The sequence below is a fragment of the Chromobacterium fluminis genome (assembly GCF_011602385.1).
In the GTDB taxonomy this organism is placed as follows: domain Bacteria; phylum Pseudomonadota; class Gammaproteobacteria; order Burkholderiales; family Chromobacteriaceae; genus Chromobacterium; species Chromobacterium fluminis.
This window is the reverse complement of record NZ_JAAOMA010000027.1, coordinates 48,074-68,664: the sequence shown is the minus strand read 5'-3', so window position 1 is coordinate 68,664 and position 20,591 is coordinate 48,074. Positions and strand designations below refer to the sequence as shown.

Here is a 20,591-nt window from a genome sequence, read left to right as displayed (position 1 = left end):
CGGTTGCGGTAATGCTGCTGGCCGGCCTCGTGGCTGACGCGGGTTATGACCCAGGCGATATTGCAGGCCGGGTCCGGGTGGCCGCTCAGGGTGAAGCAGTGGCCGGGAATCAGCCAGCGGCAGTCGCTGTCGCCCACTAGTTCCACCTCCTCGGCGCGCAGGCCGTCGCTGCGCTGCTTGGCCAGCGCGTCGCCGTCGGCCTTCTTGGCGTAGCCGCCCGGGTATTGGTAGAGATTGGGCAGATCGGATTTGGCCAGCGCCTGCGCGTACAGCGAGGCGCTGGCGGTGGTGAATTCGTAATCGCCGGCGCGGTAGCCGCCGGCCACCGCCTGGCGGCTGATGCCGGCGCTGCGCACGCCTTCCAGCTCGCGCCCGCCCAGGTCCTGGCCCAGATAGGGGATTTTGGCGTTATTGGGGCAGTCCGGGAAATGGCTGTTGCCGTCCGCCAGCACCAGGGTGTGCTTGCCGTCGGCGTGGGTGAAGAACCAGAAGATGCCGGCGTCTTCCAGCAGCCGCATCACAAAATTGAGATCGCTCTCGCCAAACTGCACGCAGTATTCGCGCTTGGGATAAGTCGCATCCAGCTTCAGCTGGTAGTCGCTGAAGCCGTGGCCGGCGAATACCGCTTTTACGATGTCCGGCACGCTCTGGTTCTGGAAGATGCGGTTGTTGCCGGCCAGGCTCAGCCACCACAGCCAGGGCCGCAGCGTCACGCTGTAACGGTCCGCGGTGGCGTCGCCCGGCAATTGGCGTATCGCCGCGCACAGGCCGTCTACGGGCCGGGTGTTGTCGTCGCGACGCAGGCTCAGCGTCAGGTGGGAAGCCACCGCCTTGTCCAGCGTCAGCGCGCTGTCGCTGAAGCCGGCCAGGGTGAAGCTGCCCAGCGCGTTCAGCGCCTCGTCGCCGGACAGGCTGTCCGGGTACAGCTCTTTCAGCGCGGAGGCGCTGAGCGACAGCGGGGTGGTTTTGTCGGAGGGGCGGGGCATGGCGGTTCTCGTGGTAGTGGGGATCAGCAGAGGACGTCGAAGACGATGGGACGATGGTCCGGGCCGCTCATATCGAACGCGTGCGCCCAGCCGCTGATGTCGAAAGGCGCGACTTTGACGTCGACCGAGGCCAGCACCCAATCCAGGATGCCGCCTTTGGCGTGGGTGGCCTGTCCTTGCCAGCATTCATAGGCCACGCCGGGGGTGTCCAGCTCCTCTACACGGGTGTAGTCCAGGTTCAGATCGCCGGTGGCCACCCAGTGTCCGTCCAGGCTGGTGCAGTCCCGCAACTGGCTCTTGGTCAGCCCGCCCTGGCCGGATTTGAAGTGAGCCAGAAACAGAAAGCCGGTGTAGCCGTTGACGCCTTGGGCCACGACCGCGATCAGGTCCCGGTTCAGGCCTTTCAAGTGCCCCTGGCTGACAACTTCGAGATGCTGCCCTTTCCTGGTCATCACGATATAGCCATTGGAATGGCCGCCGGCAAAGGCGTGGACATCATAATTTTGATACACGCTGCGTAAAGACTCGTAATAGTCGTCCAGCCTGGCGGAGTGCACTTCGCACAGGAACACCACGTCAACGTCCCAGCTGTCGTTGGAGCAGCATTGGTGAATGAAGGTATCGACCTGCGCTTTTTTATCCAGCGGCGAGGATTCGCCGTTTTTTTCCAGATTGAAGCTGGCTACGCGCATCGTTGCTCCTTGACCGTTTAAGTTAGTGCTGCTTGTCTTGGCCCCCGCCATGCGCTCTGGAGTAGGTGCTGAAGGTGCACATGGATAAAGTGTCCCAGATGATTTTAATCAGGGAGGTGCAGCAATTGTCATCGCTCTGGTAGTAAGACAGCTGGTCAAAGTCGATATCGAATAAGTCGAATTCGTCAAACTGGCTTTTTCCGGTTCTGGAGATTTTATTGGGGGCGTAGCCCAGCAAATCACCATTAAGCAGGCCTTGTTTGCTGAGTTGCGCCAGGGTGTTTTTCTGGATATTAAAGGCCAGCTTGCTCACCGAGGTAGGCGAATGGCAGCAGCAGATGCAAGCGCATAAGGGCAGGGTGCAGCCGGTGGTCAGCGGCCTATCCCGAGCGTCGGTGATGCCGGCTTCAAGCACCGCCGCCACCACCTCCGCGCAGTTGCCCAGGTTTTTTCCATTATTCTCTGTCATGAATTGGATCATTCTGTCTTGATCCAAGCCCTGCGCCGTCGGCGTTTTTTTTAATAGCGGCTTATGCGAGAAGGCCTTTTCATCGCCATGGCTGCCGCCAATGTCAATCAAGACATCATCGCCGCGGCGCATGGTCATGGTGGGCGGCTTCATCTCCACTACCGAACCCATGCTCTGATGGGCTGGCGGCGGCCTGCCGCTGGTGCTTGTTGGTGGGATGCCGATTTCCGGCGGCTTGCTTCTTAGAATGTGCGCCACTTCATTCTTGCTGGGGATGTAAATCACATGCCGGACCCGGATGTGCGCGGCTTTGGTGTTGGCCCAAAACTGGGTGATCTTATCCTTGGCGGTTCTGAGATGCATTGTTTGATGGCCGGCGGAGTATTGGAACTGATAGACCTCATGGTTTTGAGTGGTAATGGAAATGAGGCTGTGGTCTTGGCAGTCCCCATTCTTGCAACTGCAAAACATGGTGCCCGAGCCACCACTGAGGGTCATTACGGTAATCATGCGGCCTCCCTGTGTTTGCTTCCAATGAGTTGATGCTCTGCTGGGTGCTGCTTCAATCATCACATTGGTTCTAAATTTGTTCTGCCATCTTGCTAACTAGGGTGGAAGAACTTTTGTTCAGCGTTAGCGCACGTCGCTGAAGCCGGCCAAGGTGAAACTGCCCAGTGCGTTCAGCGCCTCGTCTGATGTCGATAAAAATATATCCCTTTGTATATGTCTTGGTAGCCCAGTTTGAAGGTGAGAAGAGTGTGATTGTTGAAAATGGTTGTAGCATCTTGCTTAGTCATTCATGCTTAATGTATATGGTGATGACTTGTTTTGTGATCGAGATTATTCTTTTCCCAGAAAAGTACAGACGTCGTTGGTAATGTCCTTTGCGTATAAGGATCCAGTGTGAGGAGGATAAATAATGGTTTGGGTGGCTGGTGAGAGTTGTGTTTTTAGACCAAAGAACTTTGACTTGTTTTTTTCATAATAACTCTTCATGTTTTTCCATATGAAATTTCCCGACCTGTCAATGTTTACGTGGGTAAAGTCAGCGATGCCATCCTGGGCGCTGTTGTACTTCGATGTCGGGATAAAGACAGCATGGACCTGTCCCCATTTTTTCCATTGTGTTTTTTCGAATGCGGAGCGTGCGCCATGATCATCAATGTTTTTATTTTTAAAGCTTCCGCAGTACAGGTTTCAAGCAGAGTCTTGAGCATAATCTAATGCTATTTCTACGCTATCTGTTATATAGATGCCAGCGCCAAGTTGAGATGCACCCATGGCATGGGCTGGCGGAGGCATGTATCTAATTGATTTGGTCTGATCAATAAAAAAGTGTTTCTTACTGACTCCTCGATAGCCTATAAAAACATGGCCAGAATGAGATGGTGTAGGAAAAGTCATAGTTCACTGTCCTGCATTTTTTTCATAAGATAGGGTGTGTTGGCTAACTGTTGAAGCGTGAAGAAGTCCTCTATAGGGACTGCATTTTTATAAATGCTAAAATCATCCAGGCAAAACGGAGTTCCGTGATCATTCACTACACCGTGAACGACTTCCGATTTTAGTATGGGCTTTCCCAGTCTAATTGGATGTTTGGTTGAAATGAACATAACATCTCGTCGCCACTCGCTAAGTTTTTGAGCGACAGGGTCTGATTGGCAGCACCCTAGAAAGCAATATTTCAATGCGGGGCTTTTTTCTTTTTTGAGATACGTCTCAAAAGTGCTCGTTCCCGTGCTGGTAATGGCATTGTTTTTTGTGTCCCATATCCATCCCTTTTCACCTAATAAGACCAAGTACTCACTTTGCGCTGCCTTGTAATTTGCTGGAGGGTGATCGTTGAAGTGCATCAGCATTTTTCTGATATTTTCCTCGCGTTCATCATCCATGGAGCTAAAGTTAGGACGCTCGAGTCTTTTCATCATTCTGTATTTTGCATAAAAAAATGGGATGTCTGTTAAGTTTAAAAACTGACTGCCATGGGTGTTCTTTAATCGACTGATATTTTTGAGTGTAGTCATATTGATGTCCTAAATAAACATACTGTAATCCTCACCCCACCACCCACTCCGCCAATTTTCCCACCACCTCCGCCAATAACACATTATCAATATCTCTAGCCCCTGCGCTGCGACAACGGTTCAGCACCGCCTGAATTAGCCCCGGATCAAAATCAAACATCTTGCCGGTGGCGCGTTGATAGCGCTGACGCAGCACTTCCAGCTTGCTGCGCACGATGTCGGCCAGCACTGTGTCGTCCAGCGCTCGGTAGGGCACCACCGTCATCCGCGCCAGCAACGCCGGGCGGAAGGCGGCGTTGAGCTGCGGCCGCAGTTGGTCGATGAAGCCGGGGTGGCCGATGGCGGCGGGCGCGGCGGCCAGGATGGCTTCCGCCCCCACATTGCTGGTGGCCAGGATGATGGTGTTGTTGAAGTCCACCGTCAGGCCGGTGCCGTCTTCCATGACGCCCTTGTCGAACACGTTGTAGAAGGATTCCAGCACGTCCGGGTGGGCTTTTTCGATTTCGTCCAGCAGCACCACGCTGTAGGGCTTGCGCCGCACCGCCTCGGTCAGCACGCCGCCCTGGCCGTAGCCGACATAGCCGGGCGGCGCGCCCTTGAGCTGGCTGACGCTGTGGGCTTCCTGGTATTCCGCCAGGTTGACCACGATCAGATTGCGTTCGCCGCCGTAGAGGGCGTCGGCCAGTGCGTAGGCGGTTTCGGTCTTGCCCACGCCAGTGGGGCCGAGCAGCAGGAACACGCCCACCGGTTTGCCGGGGTCGGTGAGGCCGGCGCGGTAGGCCTGGATGCGTTGGGCGATCTTGCCCAGCGCGGCTGGCTGGCCGATCACGCGCTGGCCCATGCGCTGGGCCAGGGTGCGGATGGCGTAGGCTTCGTCGGCCAGCATCTTGCCCACCGGGATGCCGGTCCAGCCGGCGATGACGGCGGCCACCGCCTTGGAGTCCACGTGTTCCGGCACCAGCGGGTCGTCCTGGCGCAGCGCGTCCAGGCCGGCTTCCAGCCGCGCCAGTTGTTCCGCCAGCCGCAGCGCCGGGTCCGCGGCTTCGTCCTCGTCGGCGGTCGCGGTCCCGTCTTCGGCTTCTTCCAGCAGCAGCGGCGGTTCGCCGGCCGGCAGCTCGGGCTCGCTGGCCAGGAAGTCCAGAAGTTGCTGGCGGGTGCGCAGGATTTCGCGCACCGCGCGCAATTCGTCCTGCCAGCGCACGGTCAGTTCGCGCATCGCTTGCAGTTGGCGCGCGCTGTCTTGGTGCAGCGTGGCGATGCGGGCGGCGTGGTCCAGGCCGGTGGCCTGTTCGTTCAGCAGCCGCTCCAGTTCCTCGTCCAGCATGGCCTGGCGGCGGCGCAGGTTTTCCAGCTGCGGAGGCTGATCGTGCTGGGCCAGCGCCACGCGGGCGCAGGCGGTGTCCAGCACGCTGATGGCCTTGTCCGGCAGCTGGCGGCCGGAGATGTAGCGGTGGGACAGCTTGACCGCGTCGTGGATGGCGGCGTCCAGGATGCGCACGCCGTGGTGTTGTTCCAGCCGGGCGGCGACGCCGCGCAGCATGGCCACGGCGCTGTCTTCGTCCGGTTCTTCCACTTGCACCGGCTGGAAGCGCCGCGCCAGGGCCGGGTCGCGTTCGAAGTATTTCTTGTATTCCTGCCAGGTGGTGGCGGCCACGGTGCGCAGTTCGCCGCGCGCCAGCGCCGGCTTGAGCAGGTTGGCGGCGTCGCTGTGGCCCTCGGCCGCGCCGGCGCCCACCAGGGTGTGGGCTTCGTCGATGAACAGGATGATGGGCCGGGCGGCGGCGCGGATGTCGTCCATCACGCTTTGCAGCCTTTGTTCGAATTCGCCCTTGAGCCCGGCGCCGGCTTGCAGCAGGCCCAGGTCCAGCGCCAGCAGGCCGACGCCGGCTAGCGCCGGCGGCACTTCCTCGTGGGCGATGCGCAGCGCCAGGCCTTCCGCCACCGCGGTTTTGCCCACGCCGGGCGCGCCCACCAGGATGGGGTTGTTCTGGCGGCGGCGCAGCAGGATGTCCAGGCATTGGCGGATTTCGCCGTCGCGGCCGACGATGGGGTCGATGCGGCCGGCGCGGGCGTCGGCCACCAGGTCGTGGGTGAAGCGAGCCAGCGCGCCGGCCGGTTCCGCCGCGGAGGCGGACGGGGCTTCGCGCGAGGCGGCGGCCCAGGCGTCCAGTTGTTCGCTCAGTGGCTGGCGCGGCGCGCGCAGCAGGCAGGGCGCGCCGATCAGCAGCAGATTGCGCAGCTCGTCGCGCTCCAGCAGGGTGAGCAGCAGCAGGCCGGAGCGGATGCTGGCCTGCTGGCGCAGCGTGGCCAGCAGCAGCGCTTCCTTGAGCCAGGCCACGGTGTGGCTGGAGAAGGCCGGGGCGCGGGTTTCGCCGCGCTTGAACTGGTCCAGGCTGCGGCGCAGCTCCGCGCTCAGTTGGTCTGTGCTCAGGCCCAGCTTGGGCAGCAGCAGCGGCAGGTCGCCGTTGGGCAGCTCCAGCAGCTCCAGCAGCACGTGTTCGATTTCCACGTAGTAGTGGCTTTGCTGCAGGCAGCGTTGGGCGGCCAGCTCCAGCGCCTTGCGGCAGCTGGGGTTGAGGCGGGCCACCAGTTCGGACAGTTCGGCGCTCATGCCGGCTCCTCGCCGGCCGGGGGCGGCCGTTGCAGCCGGGTGTCCAGCCGCCGCGCGCCGCCGGGGCCGCCCAGCCAGCTGTCCCAGCTCAGCCGCGGCGCGGCGCGGGCTTGCAGCTTGAGCGCGGCGGCCGGCGCTTGCCACAGCAGGCTGAGCTGGATGTCCAGGTCCGGGCCAAAGTAGAAGTCCGCCAGCGCGGCCAGCGCGCGGTGGCGTTCGCCGCCGGGCAGGAAGGCGCGGTAGCCGGCCGGGTCCAGCGGGCCCACGGTCAGGCGGATGCCGGCGTGTTCGTCCCAGGCGCGGCGGCCGGCCAGCGCTCCCTGGCCCAGTGCGGCGTTGAGGCCATTGGGGCCGATGCGGGTGCGGCTGGCCGGCGGGATCTCGCGCCAGCCGCCGGCGTAGGGGCTGGCTTGCACCGGCGCGGCCAGGTGGCGGCTGGCCAAGGCGGCGAAGCCGGCCAGCGAGCGGCGGTGGTCCGCCAGCAGGGCGGCGCGGGCCAGCAGTGCGGCGTCCGGCACCGCCTGGCGTTGTTGCAGGCCGGCGGGCAGCAGGCCGCACAGGCTGAGCAGCAGCGGCCGCGCCGGGCTGAGCCGCGGCGCGGCGAAGCTGGGCGCCAGCCGGTATTTGCGCTGGGCGCGGTAGAGCAGGGCCAGCAACCGGTGCTGGAACAGTTGCAGGAATTCCGCCGGCGCGTGGTCTTTGTCCTGGCGGCGTTGTTGCAGCCATTCCTGGTAGGCGTAGGGCAGCGGGCCGTCCGGGCCGCCCAGGCCGAAGGATTCGACATCGAGCGCCGGCTGGCCGTCCTGCGCGTCGCCGCCCAGCGCGCCCGGCTCCAGCGCGCTCAGTTCGCTGGCGGCGAAGGCGGGCAGCAGCGGGCCGCGCAGCCGCAGCGCTTCGCGCGCCGGGTCCGCGCCCTGGCCCAGCGGCGCGGCCTGCGGCGTCAGCCGTTCCAGCAGCATCACCGCCTGGGAGAATTCGAAGCCCTGCGGCCGCGTCAGCAGCCGCTCGGCTACAGAACCAGGCTGGGGCCGGGCGGCGGCTGCCATGTCTGGATCTCCTGTTGCTGGTGGACGAGTCGGGTGCGCACGAAGCGGTTGGCGTGGGCGTAGAGGGCGAAGAAGTGGGCGAGCACGGCGGCGAACAGCACGCGGCTGCCGCCGGCGAAGCAGGCCGGGTCCAGCTCCAGCGTCAGCAGCAGGCCGTTGCGCCAGCCGCGCCAGGCGTCGGCGCCGACGTGGTCGACGATGCGTTCGCTGCCGAGCGCGGCGATGCCTTCGATCTGGCGGCGCGCGGCCGGCTGTTCGCCCAGATTATGCAGCGCCAGCATTTCGCGCAGCGCGGCCAGCGCCTGCGGGCCTTCGCTCAGCGACAGGTGGTTGAGGCTGAGCTGGGACACCAGTTTCCAGCGCGAGGCGCCGTCCAGCGAGGCTTCGGTTTGCGGCCGCGGCGGGCGCAGCAGCCGCGCCTGGCCCACCGGGCCGGGCAGTTCGAACATCAGCGGCGCTCCGGCCGGCAGTTGCTCGGCCAGGTGGCGGTTGGTGCACAGCAGTTCGGCGGTGAGGCTGAGCTCGCTGGCGGCCAGCGGGTCGAAATCGGCGTCCACCAGGGTGAGCAGCATGTCGCTGCCGGGACGCAGGCGGTTGAGGCCGCGCACACGGCGCGCGTGCCAGTAGCGGCCGTCGCCGCCCTCGCCGTGGCTGCAGGCGAAGTAGGGGGCGATGCGGCGCGCGCCGTCCGGGCCGGCGGCGCGCAGCTGGCGGATGGAGTGGATTTCCACGCTGTGGTCGCGGTGGGCGTCGGCCACCAGCAGGTATTCGCTGCGGCTGCCGTCCGGGCGCAGCGGCTCCGAGGTGTGCGGAAACAGATTGATCACCGGCGCGCAGCCCAGCGCGATGTCGCCGTGCTGGATGCCCAGGCGGCCGGCCGGCGCGCGTTCGAAGGCGATGACGATTTCCAGCTGCCGCTCCGCTTGGCGCGGCAGGCTGAGCGGCAGGTCGAAGAAGGCGAATTTTTCCGGGCAGGCGAAGTATTCGGCCAGCAGCGCGTGCGCCGGGTGCACGCCGTCCTCGGCCGGCAGCAGCGCTTCGTCGGCGCCAAAGCCGCAGGCGCGCGGCAGCGCGCCGGGGCGGATGGAGGGCGCGAGGCCGGGCCGCTCCGGCAGCCGGCAGCTGATTTGCAGGCAGTGGGCGGACAGCAGGTCGTAGAGCGCGGCGGCGTTGAGCGGGGAGCCGGCCAGGTGGATGCGCAGGCTGTTCAGCGGCAGCGCGCCAAGCGGCTCCGGCCCCAGTTTCTCCAGCCGCAGCACCAGGGCGGCGCGCGCCTGGGCCAGGCCGCTGGCGGCCTGGGCTTCGTCCTCGGTCAGCAGGTTGGCGGCGGCGAGCCGCAATGGCCACAGGGTGACGGCGGCGCTGGTGCGAAAGCGCAGGCTGTCGCCGGCGGTGGTGGCCACGAACAGCGGGGTGCCGCGTTCGATGCGGTAGCCGGCGTCCAGCTTGCCCTTGTCCGGGTCCGGCTCGAAGCGGGCGATGGCGCAGGAGGGCATGGGCCGCAGCGCGTGCGGGTAGAGTTGTTCCAGCAGCGCGTCGGTGAGTTCGGAGTAGTCGTCGTCCAGCCGGCGTTGCAGCCGCGCGCACAGCAGGGCGAAGCCTTCCAGCAGCCGCTCCACTTGCGGGTCCGGGCATTCGCCGTCGCTCAGTTGCAGGCGGTGGGCCACCTTGGGGTAGCGTTGGGCGAATTCGCCGCCGGCGTGGCGCAGGTAGGCGAGTTCGCGTTGGTAGTAGTCCAGCAGGCGCGGGTCCAGCGATTCCATCAGCCGGCGTCCTCGCAGGCGGTGAGCCGCGCGCCGGACGGGTCCAGCTCGGCGACGAAGGCGGCCGGCCAGCGGCTGCCCTCGGCCTGGAGTTCTCCGTCTATGCGCACGCTGAGAAGCAGGCCGCGGCCCGGCACGGTGTCCACGCTGACGCGCGGCGCGGCCAGCCGGGGTTCGAAGCTGCGTATCGCCTGGCGGATCTCGCGCGCCAAGCGCTGGCGGTCTTCGGCGCGTTCAGGGTGCAGCGCGCTCCAGTCCGCCACGCCGTAGTCGATGACGCTGAGTTCGGCCAGGTAGGGCTGTTCGGCGCGGCGGCTGGACAGCAGCCGCGCCAGTTCCGCCCGCACCGATTCCTGCAGCCGGCGGCGGTCCACCCGCCGCAGCGGCTCGGCCTCCAGCCGCTGCCGCGGTTCGGCGTCGGCCAGGAGTTCGAACAGACCCGGGCGGAACTGGGCGGGCTGGCGCATGGTTTACTTGGAGTACTTGTTGGCGGCCAGGTCCCACACCGCGGCGGCGTTGCCGTCCTTGGCACCGGTGTCTTTCTGGGTGGTCAGCTCCCACTTGATCTTGGTGAAGTTGAGCGAGAGGTTTTCCACCGGCTTGCCGCCGGTGCCGCCGCTGACGCTGACATTGGACAGGATGGCGTTGGTCAGGGTGTAGACGATGTAGGGCAGCACCTTGCCGCTGCTGTCCGCCGCGTTGCGGCCTATGGTGATCTTGACCTCGGGGATGTTCTTGCCCTGGCAGCAGTAGGCGTTGAGTTCCGGCGTGGATTTGTCGGTGAACTTGGTCAGGCTGAATTCGCCGATATGCGGCTTGCCGGAGGTGCGTTCGGTGTTGCTGACGTCGTTGGTCACCTGCATGGCCACGTTGTGGCTGTAGGACAGCACTTCGATCTTGTCGGCGTAGCCTTCCAGCTTGCACTCGCCCTTGATGTCGCTGCCCAGGTCCAGAATGATGGCGTCCATTGCTATGTGTTCTCCGTGTTATCAGACGTATAGGGCCCGCCGCGCGGCGGGCCCTCGGTGTGGCGTCAGGCGGCGGCCGGCGGCGGCAGCTCCGCCACCAGGCGGATGGACGCGGTCAGTTCTTCCAGCTGGAAGTGCGGGCGCAGGAAGACGGTGGCGCGGTAGGCGCCGGGCTTGCCCGGCACTTCGGTCACGTCCACCCGCGCTTCGCGCAGCGGGTACTGGGCCTTCACTTCCTGCGGCGCGTTGTCGTTGACCAGCACGTAGTCCGCTATCCAGTTGTTCAGATAGGTTTCCACATTGTCGCGGGTCAGGAAGCTGCCGATCTTGTCGCGCATGATCACCTTGATGTAGTGGGCGAAGCGCGAGGCGGCCAGCACATAGGGCAGCATCGCGGAGATGCGGGCGTTGGCGTTGGCGGCGTTGGTGTTGTAGACCTTGGGTTGGTTGGCGCTCTGGCCGCCGAAGAACACCGCCAGATCGGTGTTTTTCTTGTGACACAGCGCGATGAAGCCCAGGCCGTCCAGTTCTTTCTCGCGGCGGTCGGTGATGGCGATTTCGGTGGGGCATTTGAGCGCGATGTCGCCGGAAACGGTGCCGAAGGTGTGGGCCGGCAGGCCTTCCACCGCGCCGCCGCCTTCCACGCCGCGGATGGCGGCGCACCAGCCGTATTTGGCGAAGGCGTCGGTGATGCGCTGGCCCAGCGCGTAGGCGGCGTTGCCCCACAGGTATTTGCCGTGGTCGGTGCCGTTGACGTCTTCCACGTAGTTCATGCCTTCGGTGGGCTTGGTGTCCGGGCCGTAGGGCAGGCGCAGCAGGATGTGCGGCAGCACCAGGCTGACGTAGCGGGAGTCCTCGCTGGCGCGGAAGGAGCGCCATTTGATCAGCTCGGCGCTTTCAAAAGCCTTGGACAGGTCGCGCGGCACCGCCAGTTCGGTGAAGCTGCTCATGTCGAACAGGCGCGGGCTGGCGGCGGAGATCAGCGGCGCGTGCGCGGCGGCGGCCACATTGGACAGCTTCTCCAGCAGCGCCACGTCCTGCGGATGGCGGCCAAACTCGTAATCGCCGATCAGCAGGCTGATGGGGTGGCCGCCGAAGGTGCCGTACTCTTCCTCGTAAATCTTCTTGAACAGCGCGCTCTGGTCGAATTCCACCGCCTTTTCCAGATCGTTCTGCAGCTCGTCCTTGGTGGCGTTGAGCAGGCGCAGCTTCAGGCGGCTGCTGGTTTCGGTGTTCATCACCAGGAAGTGCAGGCCGCGCCAGGAGGCTTCCATCTTCTGCACGTCCGGATGGTGCAGGATGTTGTTGAGCTGCTTGCTCAGCAATTGGTCGATGATGGCGATGCGGTGGTTGATCATGGCCACGGTGTCTTTGTCGATGGCCATGCCTTCGTCCAGCACCTGGGTAGCGAATTCGGACAGCAGGTCCTTGGCGTACTCCTGCTGGATGTCGTCGTGGGCCATGCGGCCTTCTTGGATGATGCGGTCCAGCAGCGACAGCGAGGCGGCGTCGCCGCTGGGCGCTTCGGCTTGGGTCTTGGCCATGAGGTGTCTCCGGTATCAGGTGGTCGAGCGGGGCGTCAGGCGGCCGGCGGCGCGTCCGGCGCCGGCGCGGCTTCCGCGGCGGCCGGGGCCTCCGGGCGGGCGCTCTTGATCTTTTGCAGTTCCTCGGTGTTGGCCACCACGTCCTGCAAGAGCTTGTCCAATTCGTCGTTGCCGTCCAGCTTGGTCAGCAGGTCGCGCAGTTTTTGGCGCGCCTCGTACAGCCGGCGCAGCGGGGTGACTTGCTTGACGATGTTGACCGGGTCGAAGTCGTCGAAGTGATTGAACTTCAGCTCCACGTTGAGCTTGCTGCCGTCGTCGGACAGCGCGTTGTCCACTTGGGCGGTGACGCGCGGCGTCAGCGAGGCCAGCACGGCGTTGAAGTTGTCGCGGTCTATCTCCACGAAGCGGCGCTCGCTCAGCTTGGGCAGCGGCTGCTCCTGCTTGCCGGCCAGGTCCGCCATGATGCCTACCACTAGCGGCAGCTCCCGTTTTTCCAGGGCGTTGCCGATTTCCACGTCATACGTGATTTGCACGCGCGGCGGACGAATCCGGTCCAGCTTGTGCTGTGTGCTCTCTGCCATAACAGACCTCGATCGGTTGGGAAGCTAACGACGCCGGCGGCGGGCCGCGTATCCGGTCCGCTTTGGCGTTATTGCATGATTGTCAGACCATTGTTGCCCGGCCGGGCCTGGTCGCTCTTTTCCATTGAAGCCGGCTAAAGCCGCTGCATGGAAGTCCTTTTTGCTGACAAATGCTTGCAAATTGCATTTTTCAATGACCATGGCTTAACAATTCCTATAGAACTGTCGGCGTTTTTTTGCCAATATTATTTGCAATGGATAACGGCGTTGGGGTGATGCGGATGCGCAACGGGTATCTGGCCGGGCTGTTCTGCTGTTTGGCGCTGGGCGTGGGCGGATGCTCGTCGCTGGGCTTCGGCCCTTCGGTCAAATTGCAGGCGGCCACGCTGGACGTGGTCAGCATGGCCAACGACGACACGCCGCTGGCGGTGGATTTCGTCGCCGCCAAGGACCCGGAGCTGTACAAGCTGTTGCTGGGCTTGCCGGCGGCCAAGTGGTTTGAACAGCGCGAGCAGTTGCTGCGCGACTACTCGGCGGATCTCAAGGTGTGGGAGCTGGAGCTGGTGCCGGGCCAGCACCTGGAAACCGAGGATGTGCCGATACGCGGCGAATCCGCGGCCGGCCTGCTGGTGTACGCCGGCTACGCCGGGCCGGGCATGCACCGGCTGAGCCTGGATACGCGCAAGAAGGTCTGGCTGCGTTTTGAAAGCAAGAATATGCGGCTGATGGAGCCGTAGCGGGGGGAGAGCGGTTTGAAAGCAGTGCCACAGGCAGTGTGTTGGTACGAGGGGATGCAGTTGCTGCCCCAGCATTTTCAATGGCAGGCGCTGAGGGCGGACGGAGTGTCCGCGGCGCTGGCGGCGGCGGCCCAGCCGCTGTATTGGGGCGTGTTGGAGCTGGAGCTGGACGAGGCGGCGCTGGCCGGCGGCGTGGCGCGGGTGTCCGCGCTGGAGGCGGTGTTGCCGGACGGCCTGCCGCTGCGCTTCGACGCCGGCGACGGCGCGGCGCTCAGCTGCGACGTGACCGCCGCCGCGGCGGAGGCGCCGGGCCGCACGGTGACGGTCTATCTGGCGCTGCCGCCCTTGTGGCGCGCCGGCCGGCTGGACCCCGCCGCCGGGCGTTTTCGCTCGGAAAACAGCGAGGGGGTGCCGGATTTGAGCAGCGGGGAGAACCCGGCCAGCCTGACGCTGTGGCGGCCGGACATCCGCCTGGTTACCGAGGCCGAACGCGCCGACATGATCTGCCTGCCCTTGCTGCGCATCGCCCAGCAGGGCGGCGGCTTTGCCCGCCGCGCTTACGCGCCGCCGTCGCCGCGGCTGCTGCCGGACAGCCTGCTGGGGCGCAAGGTGGCGGCGCTGTGCGCCAAGGCGCGCGAAAAATGCGTGTTCCTCAGCGGACGTCTGCGCCAGGCCAAGGAGGCCGGCAAGGACGACGATATCGACGAAATCCGCCGCCAGCTGGCGGCGCTGTGGGCGCGGCTGCCGGAAGTGGAAGCCGCGCTGGGCAGCCGCGTGGCCCATCCCGCCGCCCTGTTCGGCTTGCTGGCCGGCATGGCCGGCTCGCTGACCGCGCTGGACCCGGGCGCCGGCGCGCCGGTGTTCCCCGCCTTCAATTACCAGGAACTGCTGGCCAGCTACGAGCCGTTGCTGAACTGGCTGTCCGCCGCGCTGGACCGGGTGCGCGCTGGCTACCGCAGCCTGCCGTTCAACCGCGACGAAGAAGGTTTCTGGATTTCGTTGCCGGAGGCCGCGCGCGACAGCGGGCGCTTGATCGTTGGCCTGCGCATGCCCGGCGGCGCGCCGGATTCCGCCGCCCAGCAATGGCTGGGCCAGGCCATTATCGCCTCGGAGCCGCACGTGGCCACGCTGGCGCGCCAGCGCATGCGCGGCTTGTCCTTCCAGCCCTTGGACCGTGCGGAGCAAGTGGCTTATAGCGTGGGCGACGACACCCGGCTGTTCGCCTTGCTGGCCAGCGGCGATTGGTTGCAGCCGGAGCTGCCGCTGCGCATGTCGCTGCCGGCCGGCGGCGCGGCGCTGGAGCCGTGGGAGGCGCTGCTCTTCGTCGCCGATCCGCGCGAGGACGCCGATGGAGAACGCCATGCTGGATAGCGCGCTGTCCCAGCGGCTGGGGGCGCTGGCGCAAGCGCCGCTGAGCGCCACTTTCGAAGACGCTTACGCCGAATGGCTGCAAGTGTTCCGGGAACTGGCCGGCGGCGGCCACAAGGCCGAAACCGCCGCCGAACTGGCGGCCGAGCAGGGCGGGCTGCTGGCGCGGCGCTTGAGCCGCGCCGCCGGCGCGCGCGTGGGCGCGGCCGGGCAAAGCCAGATCGAGGCCTTGCAGTATCTGTTTGTCGCCCTGATAGACGAGCGCCTGCTGTTCGACGACTGGCCGGGGCAGAGCCTGTGGCAGGCCACGCCGCTGGAGCAGCGGCTGTTCGGCAGCCGCGCCGCCGGCGACAAGGTGCCGGCGCTGATAGAGCGGGTCTTGCGCGAGCGAGATCCGGCCGGGCGCGATCTGGCCAATGTCTGCCTGCAAACGCTGACCCTGGGCTTCTACGGCCGGCTGCGCGGGTCGGGCGGGCTGGCCCAGCACGAGGAATGGCGGCGCGAGCTATTCGCCTTCGCCTACCAGCGCGACGCCGACATCCGCAGCCTGGCGCCGGCGCTGGAGCGCAGCAGCAATGTGCCGCCGCTGCGGCTGACGGTGCGGCGCATGCTGCCGGACGGCTTCCGGCTGGCGCTGGGCGTGGCGGCCATCCTGGTGGGCATGTCGGTGGTGGGACATGCGTTTTGGCATGACATCGTATCGAGAGTGGAGCCCATGCTGTACCGCGGGGCGGACGGGGACGGGCAAAGCAAATGACGATACAGACCATAGTGGGCATTGTATTGCTGACCCTGTTGATCCTGCTGGCCTTGGCGGCGTTGATCTGGTGGTTGCGGCGCGAGGCCGATCCGGCGCGGCGCAGCTTCCGCGGCTCGGTGCGCCGTTTCGAGCGCGAGATCGGCGCGGAAGACCGCTACCAGACCCCCTGGGTGCTGGCGGTGGGAGACCGGGTGCGCAATGTGGAGGCCTTGTGCGCCTCGCTGCAGCTGAAAAGCGAGGGCGAGGCCAATTGGTTCGGCCGTTGGTGGTACGGCGGGGACGGCGCGGTGCTGGTGATTCCGGACGATATGTTCAGCCATCCGGAAGGCGCGTTGGCGCCGCTGTCCGCCTGGCGGAGGCTCTTGGGCGTGCTCTTGCGCAGCCGCGCCGCGCGGCCGCTGGACGCGCTGATCTGGACCGTGTCCGCCAGCCAGCTGTGGAGCGAGCACCTGGCGGTGAGCGCCGGCCTGGCCGCCGCCAAGAAGTTTGCCGATCTGCAAAGACGGCTGGGCCTGAGCCTGCCCATCTATCTGGTGGTGACCGAAACCGAGCAGGCGCCGGGTTTCCTGGAGCTGGCGCAGGCGCTGCCGCGCGAAGCGCGCGACGCGATGCTGGGCTGGTCCTCGCCCTACGCCGCCAGCGCCGCCTATCAATCCGACTGGATAGAACAGGCCTTGACGCGGCTGCGGCTGACCCTGAGCGAAACCATCGCCGAATTCGGCGCCCTGCAAGGCGGGGTGTCCACGGATTTGTACCTGCTGCCGCGCAGCTTCGAGGCGGTGCGGGCCAATTTGCAAGCCTTGTGCGACCCGGTGTTCCGCGGCAACGCGCTGGGCGAGGCGCCGCAATTGCGCGGCATCTATTTCACCGGCGCCCAGGCCGCGCCGGAAGGCGATCTGGAAGACACCGCCGCGCCGCCGGCGCTGCCTCTGTTCGCCGGCAGGCTGCTGCGTCAGCGCGTGCTGGCGGAGCAGGGCCTGGCCCAGCCGGTGCCGCGCATCTTGCGGCTGCGCCAGCGCTGGCATCGCTGGACCCTGCTCGGCATGGGCTTGTTCGCCGCCCTGTGGCTGGCCGGCATCAGTTGGTACTGGCACGCGGCCACCGACGACGCCGACGCCCTGGGCCGCCAACTACGCATTCTGCAGTTGGACCGCGGCGGGCCGCGGCCGGAGCTGGGCAACGACGCCGCGGCGCGGCAAAGCGTCGCCGCCTTCTGGCGCGCGCTCAAGGACGCGCCGTCGCGCCGTTTCGGCACCTTGCTGCTGCCCACCTCCCTGATGTCCCCGGTGGACGGCCGCATCGACGAAACCATCGAATACGCGTTGCGCCGCTCGGTGATGCTGCCCTTGCAACAGCGGCTGCTGCGCGACGCCGAACAACTGCGGCGGCTGGGCGAAGCCGGCGCGGACAGCGTCAGCGACGACACCGCCGCGCCGGAAAAATGGCCGGCCTACTTGCTGGCGCGGCAATTGACCGGCGACGCGGTCAAGCTGGAACAGCGCGTCAACCAGTTCAACCACGCGGTGAACGACGGCAACACCACGCTGGACGAGGCGGCGGAGCTGGCCAACGGCCTGTTCGGCCTCAGCCTGCGCGCGCCGCAGAACGCCCAGCGCGACAATCTGCGCCGCATCCTGCTGTCCAGCGATCAACTGGTGGCCGCGCCCATCGACCTTGCCAAGATCCGCCCGCAAGTAGGCGATCACTTCAGCGCGCTAATGCAAGCCTGGCTCGGCCAGCTCTACACCAACCAGACCTTCGACCTCACCGCACAGCAATTGCAGAAACAGCTGCTGATGCTGGAGTCTGGTCAGGGCAACTCCTTGCCGGAACTGGACAGCGTGGCCGGTCACATCGGCCTGCTGCAAAGCTTGGTCAACGCCACCAACAGCGCCTGGAGCCGCGCCGCCGGCCAGGACCTGGTGCCCGGCTACAGCGCGATGCTGGACGGCGCGCGCCGATCCAGCCTGATAGGCCGCGACGCGGTGGCGCGGGTGGCGGACTACTCCGCGGTGGCGCGCCAGGAGTTCCGCAAGCGCTGGCTGGGCGGCGTGGGGGCGACTTCGGCGCTGCTGGCGCAAGGGCCGTCCGGCGGACTGGAGCTGCAGGACCAGGTGCTCAAGCTGAACGTGACCCTGGCCTCGCTCTTGAAACAGGACTTCGTCGCCAGCGCGCGGGCGCAAGGCGAGAGCGGCCCGACGGCGGGCGGGCTGGCGAATATGGACGCGGAGGCGATGGCGGCGTCGCTACGCCATTACGACGGCTACCAGAAATACGTGGCCGGCAGCGCCGGCCAGATGCCGCCGGCCTACCGCAAGGGCCTGGAGCGCGCCTTGCAGGACAGCGCGGCGCGGGCGATGTGGGCCGCCCTGAGCGGCCGCCGCGCCGAGCCGTCGGTTGGCCTGAACGGCGGCTCCATCGACGAGGGCAACGCCTTCGACGCCCAGGCCAAGGCGGCCACGCCAGTGCTGGCGGCGTTGGACGAGCTGGCCCAGCCCGCTTTCCGCGACAGCGTGCTGCGCGAGATGGACCGGCGCGCGTTGCAATCTTTGCGCCACGCGGAACGCAGCCTGCAAGGGCTAGGGGTGTATCAGCCGCTGCAGGGCAGCTTCCGCTGGTGGGACGGTTCGCGCAACGCCGGCGCCCGCGCCTTCCGCGCCGGCGGCGCGCGCGAGCTGCAGCAATACCTGGGCGCTCAGCTGGAGCTGGTGGGCAATCTGACCCAGGCCCAGGCGCCGGCGCTGAGCTGGCTGGCCTCGCACAAGTCCTCGATGTCGGTCAGCGATCAGCAGTTGCAGCAACGTTGGCAAAACGCCGCGATCGAACTGCGCCACTACAAGGAAAAAGCCGCAAACAGCGCGCCGGCAGTGCTGGAAACCATGATCGTCAAGGATTTCAACGAGATGGACGTGGCTAATTGCCGCGCGGTGCTGGACCAGGTGGAACTGCCGGCCGCCGGCAACGTCTTCTCCGACCGCGCCCAGACCCTGGTCAGCCTGGCCAGCGACCGCTGCGGCGCGTTGCGGACCCAGGCGGGGGCGGCCGCCTACCAGAAGCTGAGCGCCTTCTTCAATCAATATCTGGCCAACCGCTTTCCCTTCGCCGCCAAGCTGGGCGCGCCGGACGCCGCGCCGGAGCGGGTGGCGGAATTCATGCGGCTGATGGACGACAGCGGCGGATTGGCCGCCGCGGGCCTGCAGGACCTCAAATCCGGTCAGGCCCAGGCGGCGCGGCGCTTCCTGGACGCGGCCAAGGCGGCGCGAGGCTGGCTGGGCCCGATGTTCGCCCGCGAGGGCGGCGGGCCGTGGCAGGGCGTGGACGTGGAAGTGCGCTGGCGCACCGACCGCGAGCACGAGCAGGCGGCGGACCAGGTGATCGAATGGACGCTGGCCAGCGGCGGCCAGCGCCTGCGCTACCCCGGCGGCGATGGCCAGCGCCTGCACTGGAACATCGGTCAGCCGGTGACGGCGACCCTGCGCTGGGCCAAGGAGTCGCAGCAGGCGCCGGAGGAGGATTCAACGCAAAGCGGGTTGACCGTGTTCGACCGGCTGGCCAGCTGGAACTACGGTGGTCAATGGGGTTTGCTGCGTTTGCTGCGCGAGAACAACTCACCGCTGCGGGTTAACAACGCGGACGGTTTCAACGACGTGGGCCTGATGCTGGCGCTGCCGGTGCGCAACCCGGCGCTGCAAGGCAGCGGCAACGCGCAGATGTTTTTGCGGCTGACGCTGCAAGCGCCGGGCGGCAAGAGCGGCCTGTCCGTAGCCAGCCTGCCTTACACCGCGCCGCCGTCGCCGTTCCGCATGGCAGCCAACCCGCGGCTGGCCGCGATAGAGGGCAGTTGATGCGTGCTTTGAACTCCATGAGGAAACGGCCATGAGCGCCACGTCGCGTCTGGATACCCTGTTGCAACCCATCGCCGCGGACAGCCCCGGCGGCGAATCGCTGCGCTACGCGCCGGAATACGACCAACTGCGCGAACTGCGGCGCGAGGACGACCCCAGCCTGCCCGCCGGCATCTGGGAAAGCGATTTGAAGCGGGCGGACTGGCCCGGCGTGGAACGCGTCGCCTCCGCGCTCTTGGCCGAGCGCAGCAAGGATTTGATGGTGGCCGGCTGGCTGGGCGAATCCTGGCTGCACCTGTTGGGCTTGCCCGGCCTGGAAGCGGCGCTGGCGCTGAGCGCGCAGTGTTGCGAACAGTTTTGGGACACCCTGCACCCCTTGCCGCAGCAAGACGATCTGAGCTTTCGCACCGGCCCGCTGGAATGGATGGCCAAGACCTATGCCGCCACGCTGGCGGCCCAAGTGCCGCTGCTGGACGCGCCGCCTCCGCAGGAGCGGCAGCCGCTGACCCTGCGGCAGTGGCAGGACCTCAACCGCCGGCTGCTGGCCGGCGGCGACGAGGGCAAGCTGGAGCGCGAGCAGGCGCGCCACGAGCAGCAGAAGCTGAACGACTGGGTGCGCGCGCTGCCGCCGGCTGTGCTGGAGGATAGCCGCGGCGCGCTGGCGAGCAGCCGGCAATGGCTGGCGCGGCTGCAGGCCTGGTGCGACGAGCGCATGGGCGCGGACGCGCCGTCCTACGCGCCGCTGAACCAGGCGCTGGAGCAGGCGACGCAGGCCTTGCAGGAGCTGGCCGTCCTGCATCCCGGCCCGCCGCCGGAGCCGGAGAGCGCGGCCGTCGACCAGGCCGAGACCGCCGCGACGCCGGCCGCCGTGGAAGCTGGCAACAGCGCGTCGCCGCCGGCGTCCGCGCCCGTTTTCGCCCAGCGCGAGCCGCAGGGGCGGGAGGACGCTTACCGCCAGCTGCGCGGCATCGCCGATTATCTGGCGCGCACCGAGCCGCACAGCCCGGTGCCCTATCTGATCTACCGCGCGGTGGAGTGGGGGGAGAAGCCTTTGCGGGAGCTGCTGGCGGAGCTGATAGACAGCGACGCCGAGGCGCGGCGGTTGTGGTCCCTGCTGGGGGTGTTGCCTTAGAACCTGTTTACGATCTGCTGCGCGTCGTGAAGCGTTGCACGGTGAGTACCAGCTCAAAATGCTCA

Annotated in this window: 17 protein-coding genes; 5 read left to right on the top strand and 12 right to left on the bottom strand. The window is 66.3% G+C overall.

From position 1 onward, the window contains the following. From tssI to tssB, 12 genes are all read right to left on the bottom strand, one after another. Positions 1–986: type VI secretion system tip protein TssI/VgrG (gene tssI / locus HA052_RS17870; protein ID WP_166452928.1), on the bottom strand; the 986-nt coding region annotated here is incomplete at its 3' end. A 23-nt stretch (positions 987–1,009) separates the two neighbouring features. After that, positions 1,010–1,678, bottom strand: coding sequence for an endonuclease/exonuclease/phosphatase family protein (locus HA052_RS17865; RefSeq protein ID WP_166452927.1), 669 nt, complete (start codon positions 1,676–1,678; stop codon positions 1,010–1,012). A gap of 22 nt (positions 1,679–1,700) precedes the next feature. Next, positions 1,701–2,657, bottom strand: coding sequence for a hypothetical protein (locus HA052_RS17860; RefSeq protein WP_166452926.1), 957 nt, complete (start codon positions 2,655–2,657; stop codon positions 1,701–1,703). Between the two features lie 687 nt (positions 2,658–3,344). Continuing rightward, positions 3,345–3,551, bottom strand: coding sequence for a hypothetical protein (locus HA052_RS17855; protein ID WP_166452925.1), 207 nt, complete (start codon positions 3,549–3,551; stop codon positions 3,345–3,347). Then, a complete protein-coding gene (locus tag HA052_RS17850; RefSeq protein ID WP_166452924.1) occupies positions 3,548–4,171 on the bottom strand; it encodes a hypothetical protein in 624 nt (207 codons plus the stop codon). The genes HA052_RS17855 and HA052_RS17850 overlap by 4 nt, the downstream gene beginning before the upstream one ends. A 31-nt stretch (positions 4,172–4,202) precedes the next feature. Continuing rightward, the gene (gene tssH, locus HA052_RS17845) at positions 4,203–6,782 is read right to left on the bottom strand and encodes a type VI secretion system ATPase TssH (protein WP_166452923.1); all 2,580 of its coding nucleotides are present in this window, start codon (positions 6,780–6,782) and stop codon (positions 4,203–4,205) included. Next, positions 6,779–7,828, bottom strand: coding sequence for a type VI secretion system baseplate subunit TssG (tssG, locus tag HA052_RS17840; RefSeq protein WP_166452922.1), 1,050 nt, complete (start codon positions 7,826–7,828; stop codon positions 6,779–6,781). The genes tssH and tssG overlap by 4 nt, the downstream gene beginning before the upstream one ends. Further along, positions 7,792–9,591 carry a type VI secretion system baseplate subunit TssF gene (tssF, locus tag HA052_RS17835; RefSeq protein WP_206118948.1) on the bottom strand — a complete coding sequence of 600 codons (1,800 nt, stop codon included), beginning with the start codon at positions 9,589–9,591 and terminating at the stop codon, positions 7,792–7,794. Before tssF ends, tssG begins: the two co-directional genes overlap by 37 nt. Further along, positions 9,591–10,058, bottom strand: coding sequence for a type VI secretion system baseplate subunit TssE (gene tssE / locus HA052_RS17830; RefSeq protein WP_166452921.1), 468 nt, complete (start codon positions 10,056–10,058; stop codon positions 9,591–9,593). The genes tssF and tssE overlap by 1 nt, the downstream gene beginning before the upstream one ends. Before the next feature lie 3 nt (positions 10,059–10,061). Beyond that, on the bottom strand, positions 10,062–10,559 hold the full coding sequence (locus HA052_RS17825; RefSeq protein WP_048413274.1) for an Hcp family type VI secretion system effector: 498 nt from the start codon (positions 10,557–10,559) through the stop codon (positions 10,062–10,064). Between the two features lie 65 nt (positions 10,560–10,624). Further along, on the bottom strand, positions 10,625–12,103 hold the full coding sequence (gene tssC, locus HA052_RS17820) for a type VI secretion system contractile sheath large subunit (RefSeq protein WP_081545014.1): 1,479 nt from the start codon (positions 12,101–12,103) through the stop codon (positions 10,625–10,627). 35 nt (positions 12,104–12,138) lie between these two features. Beyond that, complete coding sequence (gene tssB, locus HA052_RS17815) at positions 12,139–12,684, bottom strand: type VI secretion system contractile sheath small subunit (protein ID WP_081545015.1); 546 nt, start codon at positions 12,682–12,684, stop codon at positions 12,139–12,141. 281 nt (positions 12,685–12,965) lie between these two features. On the opposite strand from tssB, the gene HA052_RS17810 reads away from it, so the two are divergent. The 5 genes from HA052_RS17810 to tssA are packed head-to-tail and all read left to right on the top strand — an operon-like array spanning position 12,966 to position 20,526. Beyond that, positions 12,966–13,421: a hypothetical protein gene (locus HA052_RS17810; RefSeq protein WP_206118947.1), complete on the top strand. Its 456-nt coding sequence runs from the start codon at positions 12,966–12,968 to the stop codon at positions 13,419–13,421. A 24-nt stretch (positions 13,422–13,445) separates the two neighbouring features. After that, positions 13,446–14,792 (top strand): type VI secretion system baseplate subunit TssK, encoded by a 1,347-nt coding sequence (gene tssK, locus HA052_RS17805; protein WP_346774572.1) that lies wholly within the window; start codon positions 13,446–13,448, stop codon positions 14,790–14,792. Continuing rightward, positions 14,782–15,546 carry a DotU family type IV/VI secretion system protein gene (locus HA052_RS17800; protein WP_166452919.1) on the top strand — a complete coding sequence of 255 codons (765 nt, stop codon included), beginning with the start codon at positions 14,782–14,784 and terminating at the stop codon, positions 15,544–15,546. Before tssK ends, HA052_RS17800 begins: the two co-directional genes overlap by 11 nt. Continuing rightward, positions 15,543–19,394 (top strand): type VI secretion protein IcmF/TssM N-terminal domain-containing protein, encoded by a 3,852-nt coding sequence (locus tag HA052_RS17795; RefSeq protein ID WP_166452918.1) that lies wholly within the window; start codon positions 15,543–15,545, stop codon positions 19,392–19,394. Before HA052_RS17800 ends, HA052_RS17795 begins: the two co-directional genes overlap by 4 nt. 31 nt (positions 19,395–19,425) lie before the next feature. Beyond that, positions 19,426–20,526, top strand: a complete 1,101-nt coding sequence (tssA, locus tag HA052_RS17790) for a type VI secretion system protein TssA (RefSeq protein WP_166452917.1) — start codon at positions 19,426–19,428, stop codon at positions 20,524–20,526. The last annotated feature ends 65 nt before the right edge of the window (positions 20,527–20,591 follow it).

What these genes read in the sequence shown, in the direction of transcription:
- HA052_RS17865 (WP_166452927.1), bottom strand. Translation starts at nt 1,678, where the DNA reads ATGCGCGTAGCCAGCTTCAATCTGGAAAAAAACGGCGAATCCTCGCCG.
- HA052_RS17860 (WP_166452926.1), bottom strand. Translation starts at nt 2,657, where the DNA reads ATGATTACCGTAATGACCCTCAGTGGTGGCTCGGGCACCATGTTTTGC.
- HA052_RS17855 (WP_166452925.1), bottom strand. Translation starts at nt 3,551, where the DNA reads ATGACTTTTCCTACACCATCTCATTCTGGCCATGTTTTTATAGGCTAT.
- HA052_RS17850 (WP_166452924.1), bottom strand. Translation starts at nt 4,171, where the DNA reads ATGACTACACTCAAAAATATCAGTCGATTAAAGAACACCCATGGCAGT.
- tssH (WP_166452923.1), bottom strand. Translation starts at nt 6,782, where the DNA reads ATGAGCGCCGAACTGTCCGAACTGGTGGCCCGCCTCAACCCCAGCTGC.
- tssG (WP_166452922.1), bottom strand. Translation starts at nt 7,828, where the DNA reads ATGGCAGCCGCCGCCCGGCCCCAGCCTGGTTCTGTAGCCGAGCGGCTG.
- tssF (WP_206118948.1), bottom strand. Translation starts at nt 9,591, where the DNA reads ATGGAATCGCTGGACCCGCGCCTGCTGGACTACTACCAACGCGAACTC.
- tssE (WP_166452921.1), bottom strand. Translation starts at nt 10,058, where the DNA reads ATGCGCCAGCCCGCCCAGTTCCGCCCGGGTCTGTTCGAACTCCTGGCC.
- HA052_RS17825 (WP_048413274.1), bottom strand. Translation starts at nt 10,559, where the DNA reads ATGGACGCCATCATTCTGGACCTGGGCAGCGACATCAAGGGCGAGTGC.
- tssC (WP_081545014.1), bottom strand. Translation starts at nt 12,103, where the DNA reads ATGGCCAAGACCCAAGCCGAAGCGCCCAGCGGCGACGCCGCCTCGCTG.
- tssB (WP_081545015.1), bottom strand. Translation starts at nt 12,684, where the DNA reads ATGGCAGAGAGCACACAGCACAAGCTGGACCGGATTCGTCCGCCGCGC.
- HA052_RS17810 (WP_206118947.1), top strand. Translation starts at nt 12,966, where the DNA reads ATGCGCAACGGGTATCTGGCCGGGCTGTTCTGCTGTTTGGCGCTGGGC.
- HA052_RS17800 (WP_166452919.1), top strand. Translation starts at nt 14,782, where the DNA reads ATGCTGGATAGCGCGCTGTCCCAGCGGCTGGGGGCGCTGGCGCAAGCG.
- HA052_RS17795 (WP_166452918.1), top strand. Translation starts at nt 15,543, where the DNA reads ATGACGATACAGACCATAGTGGGCATTGTATTGCTGACCCTGTTGATC.
- tssA (WP_166452917.1), top strand. Translation starts at nt 19,426, where the DNA reads ATGAGCGCCACGTCGCGTCTGGATACCCTGTTGCAACCCATCGCCGCG.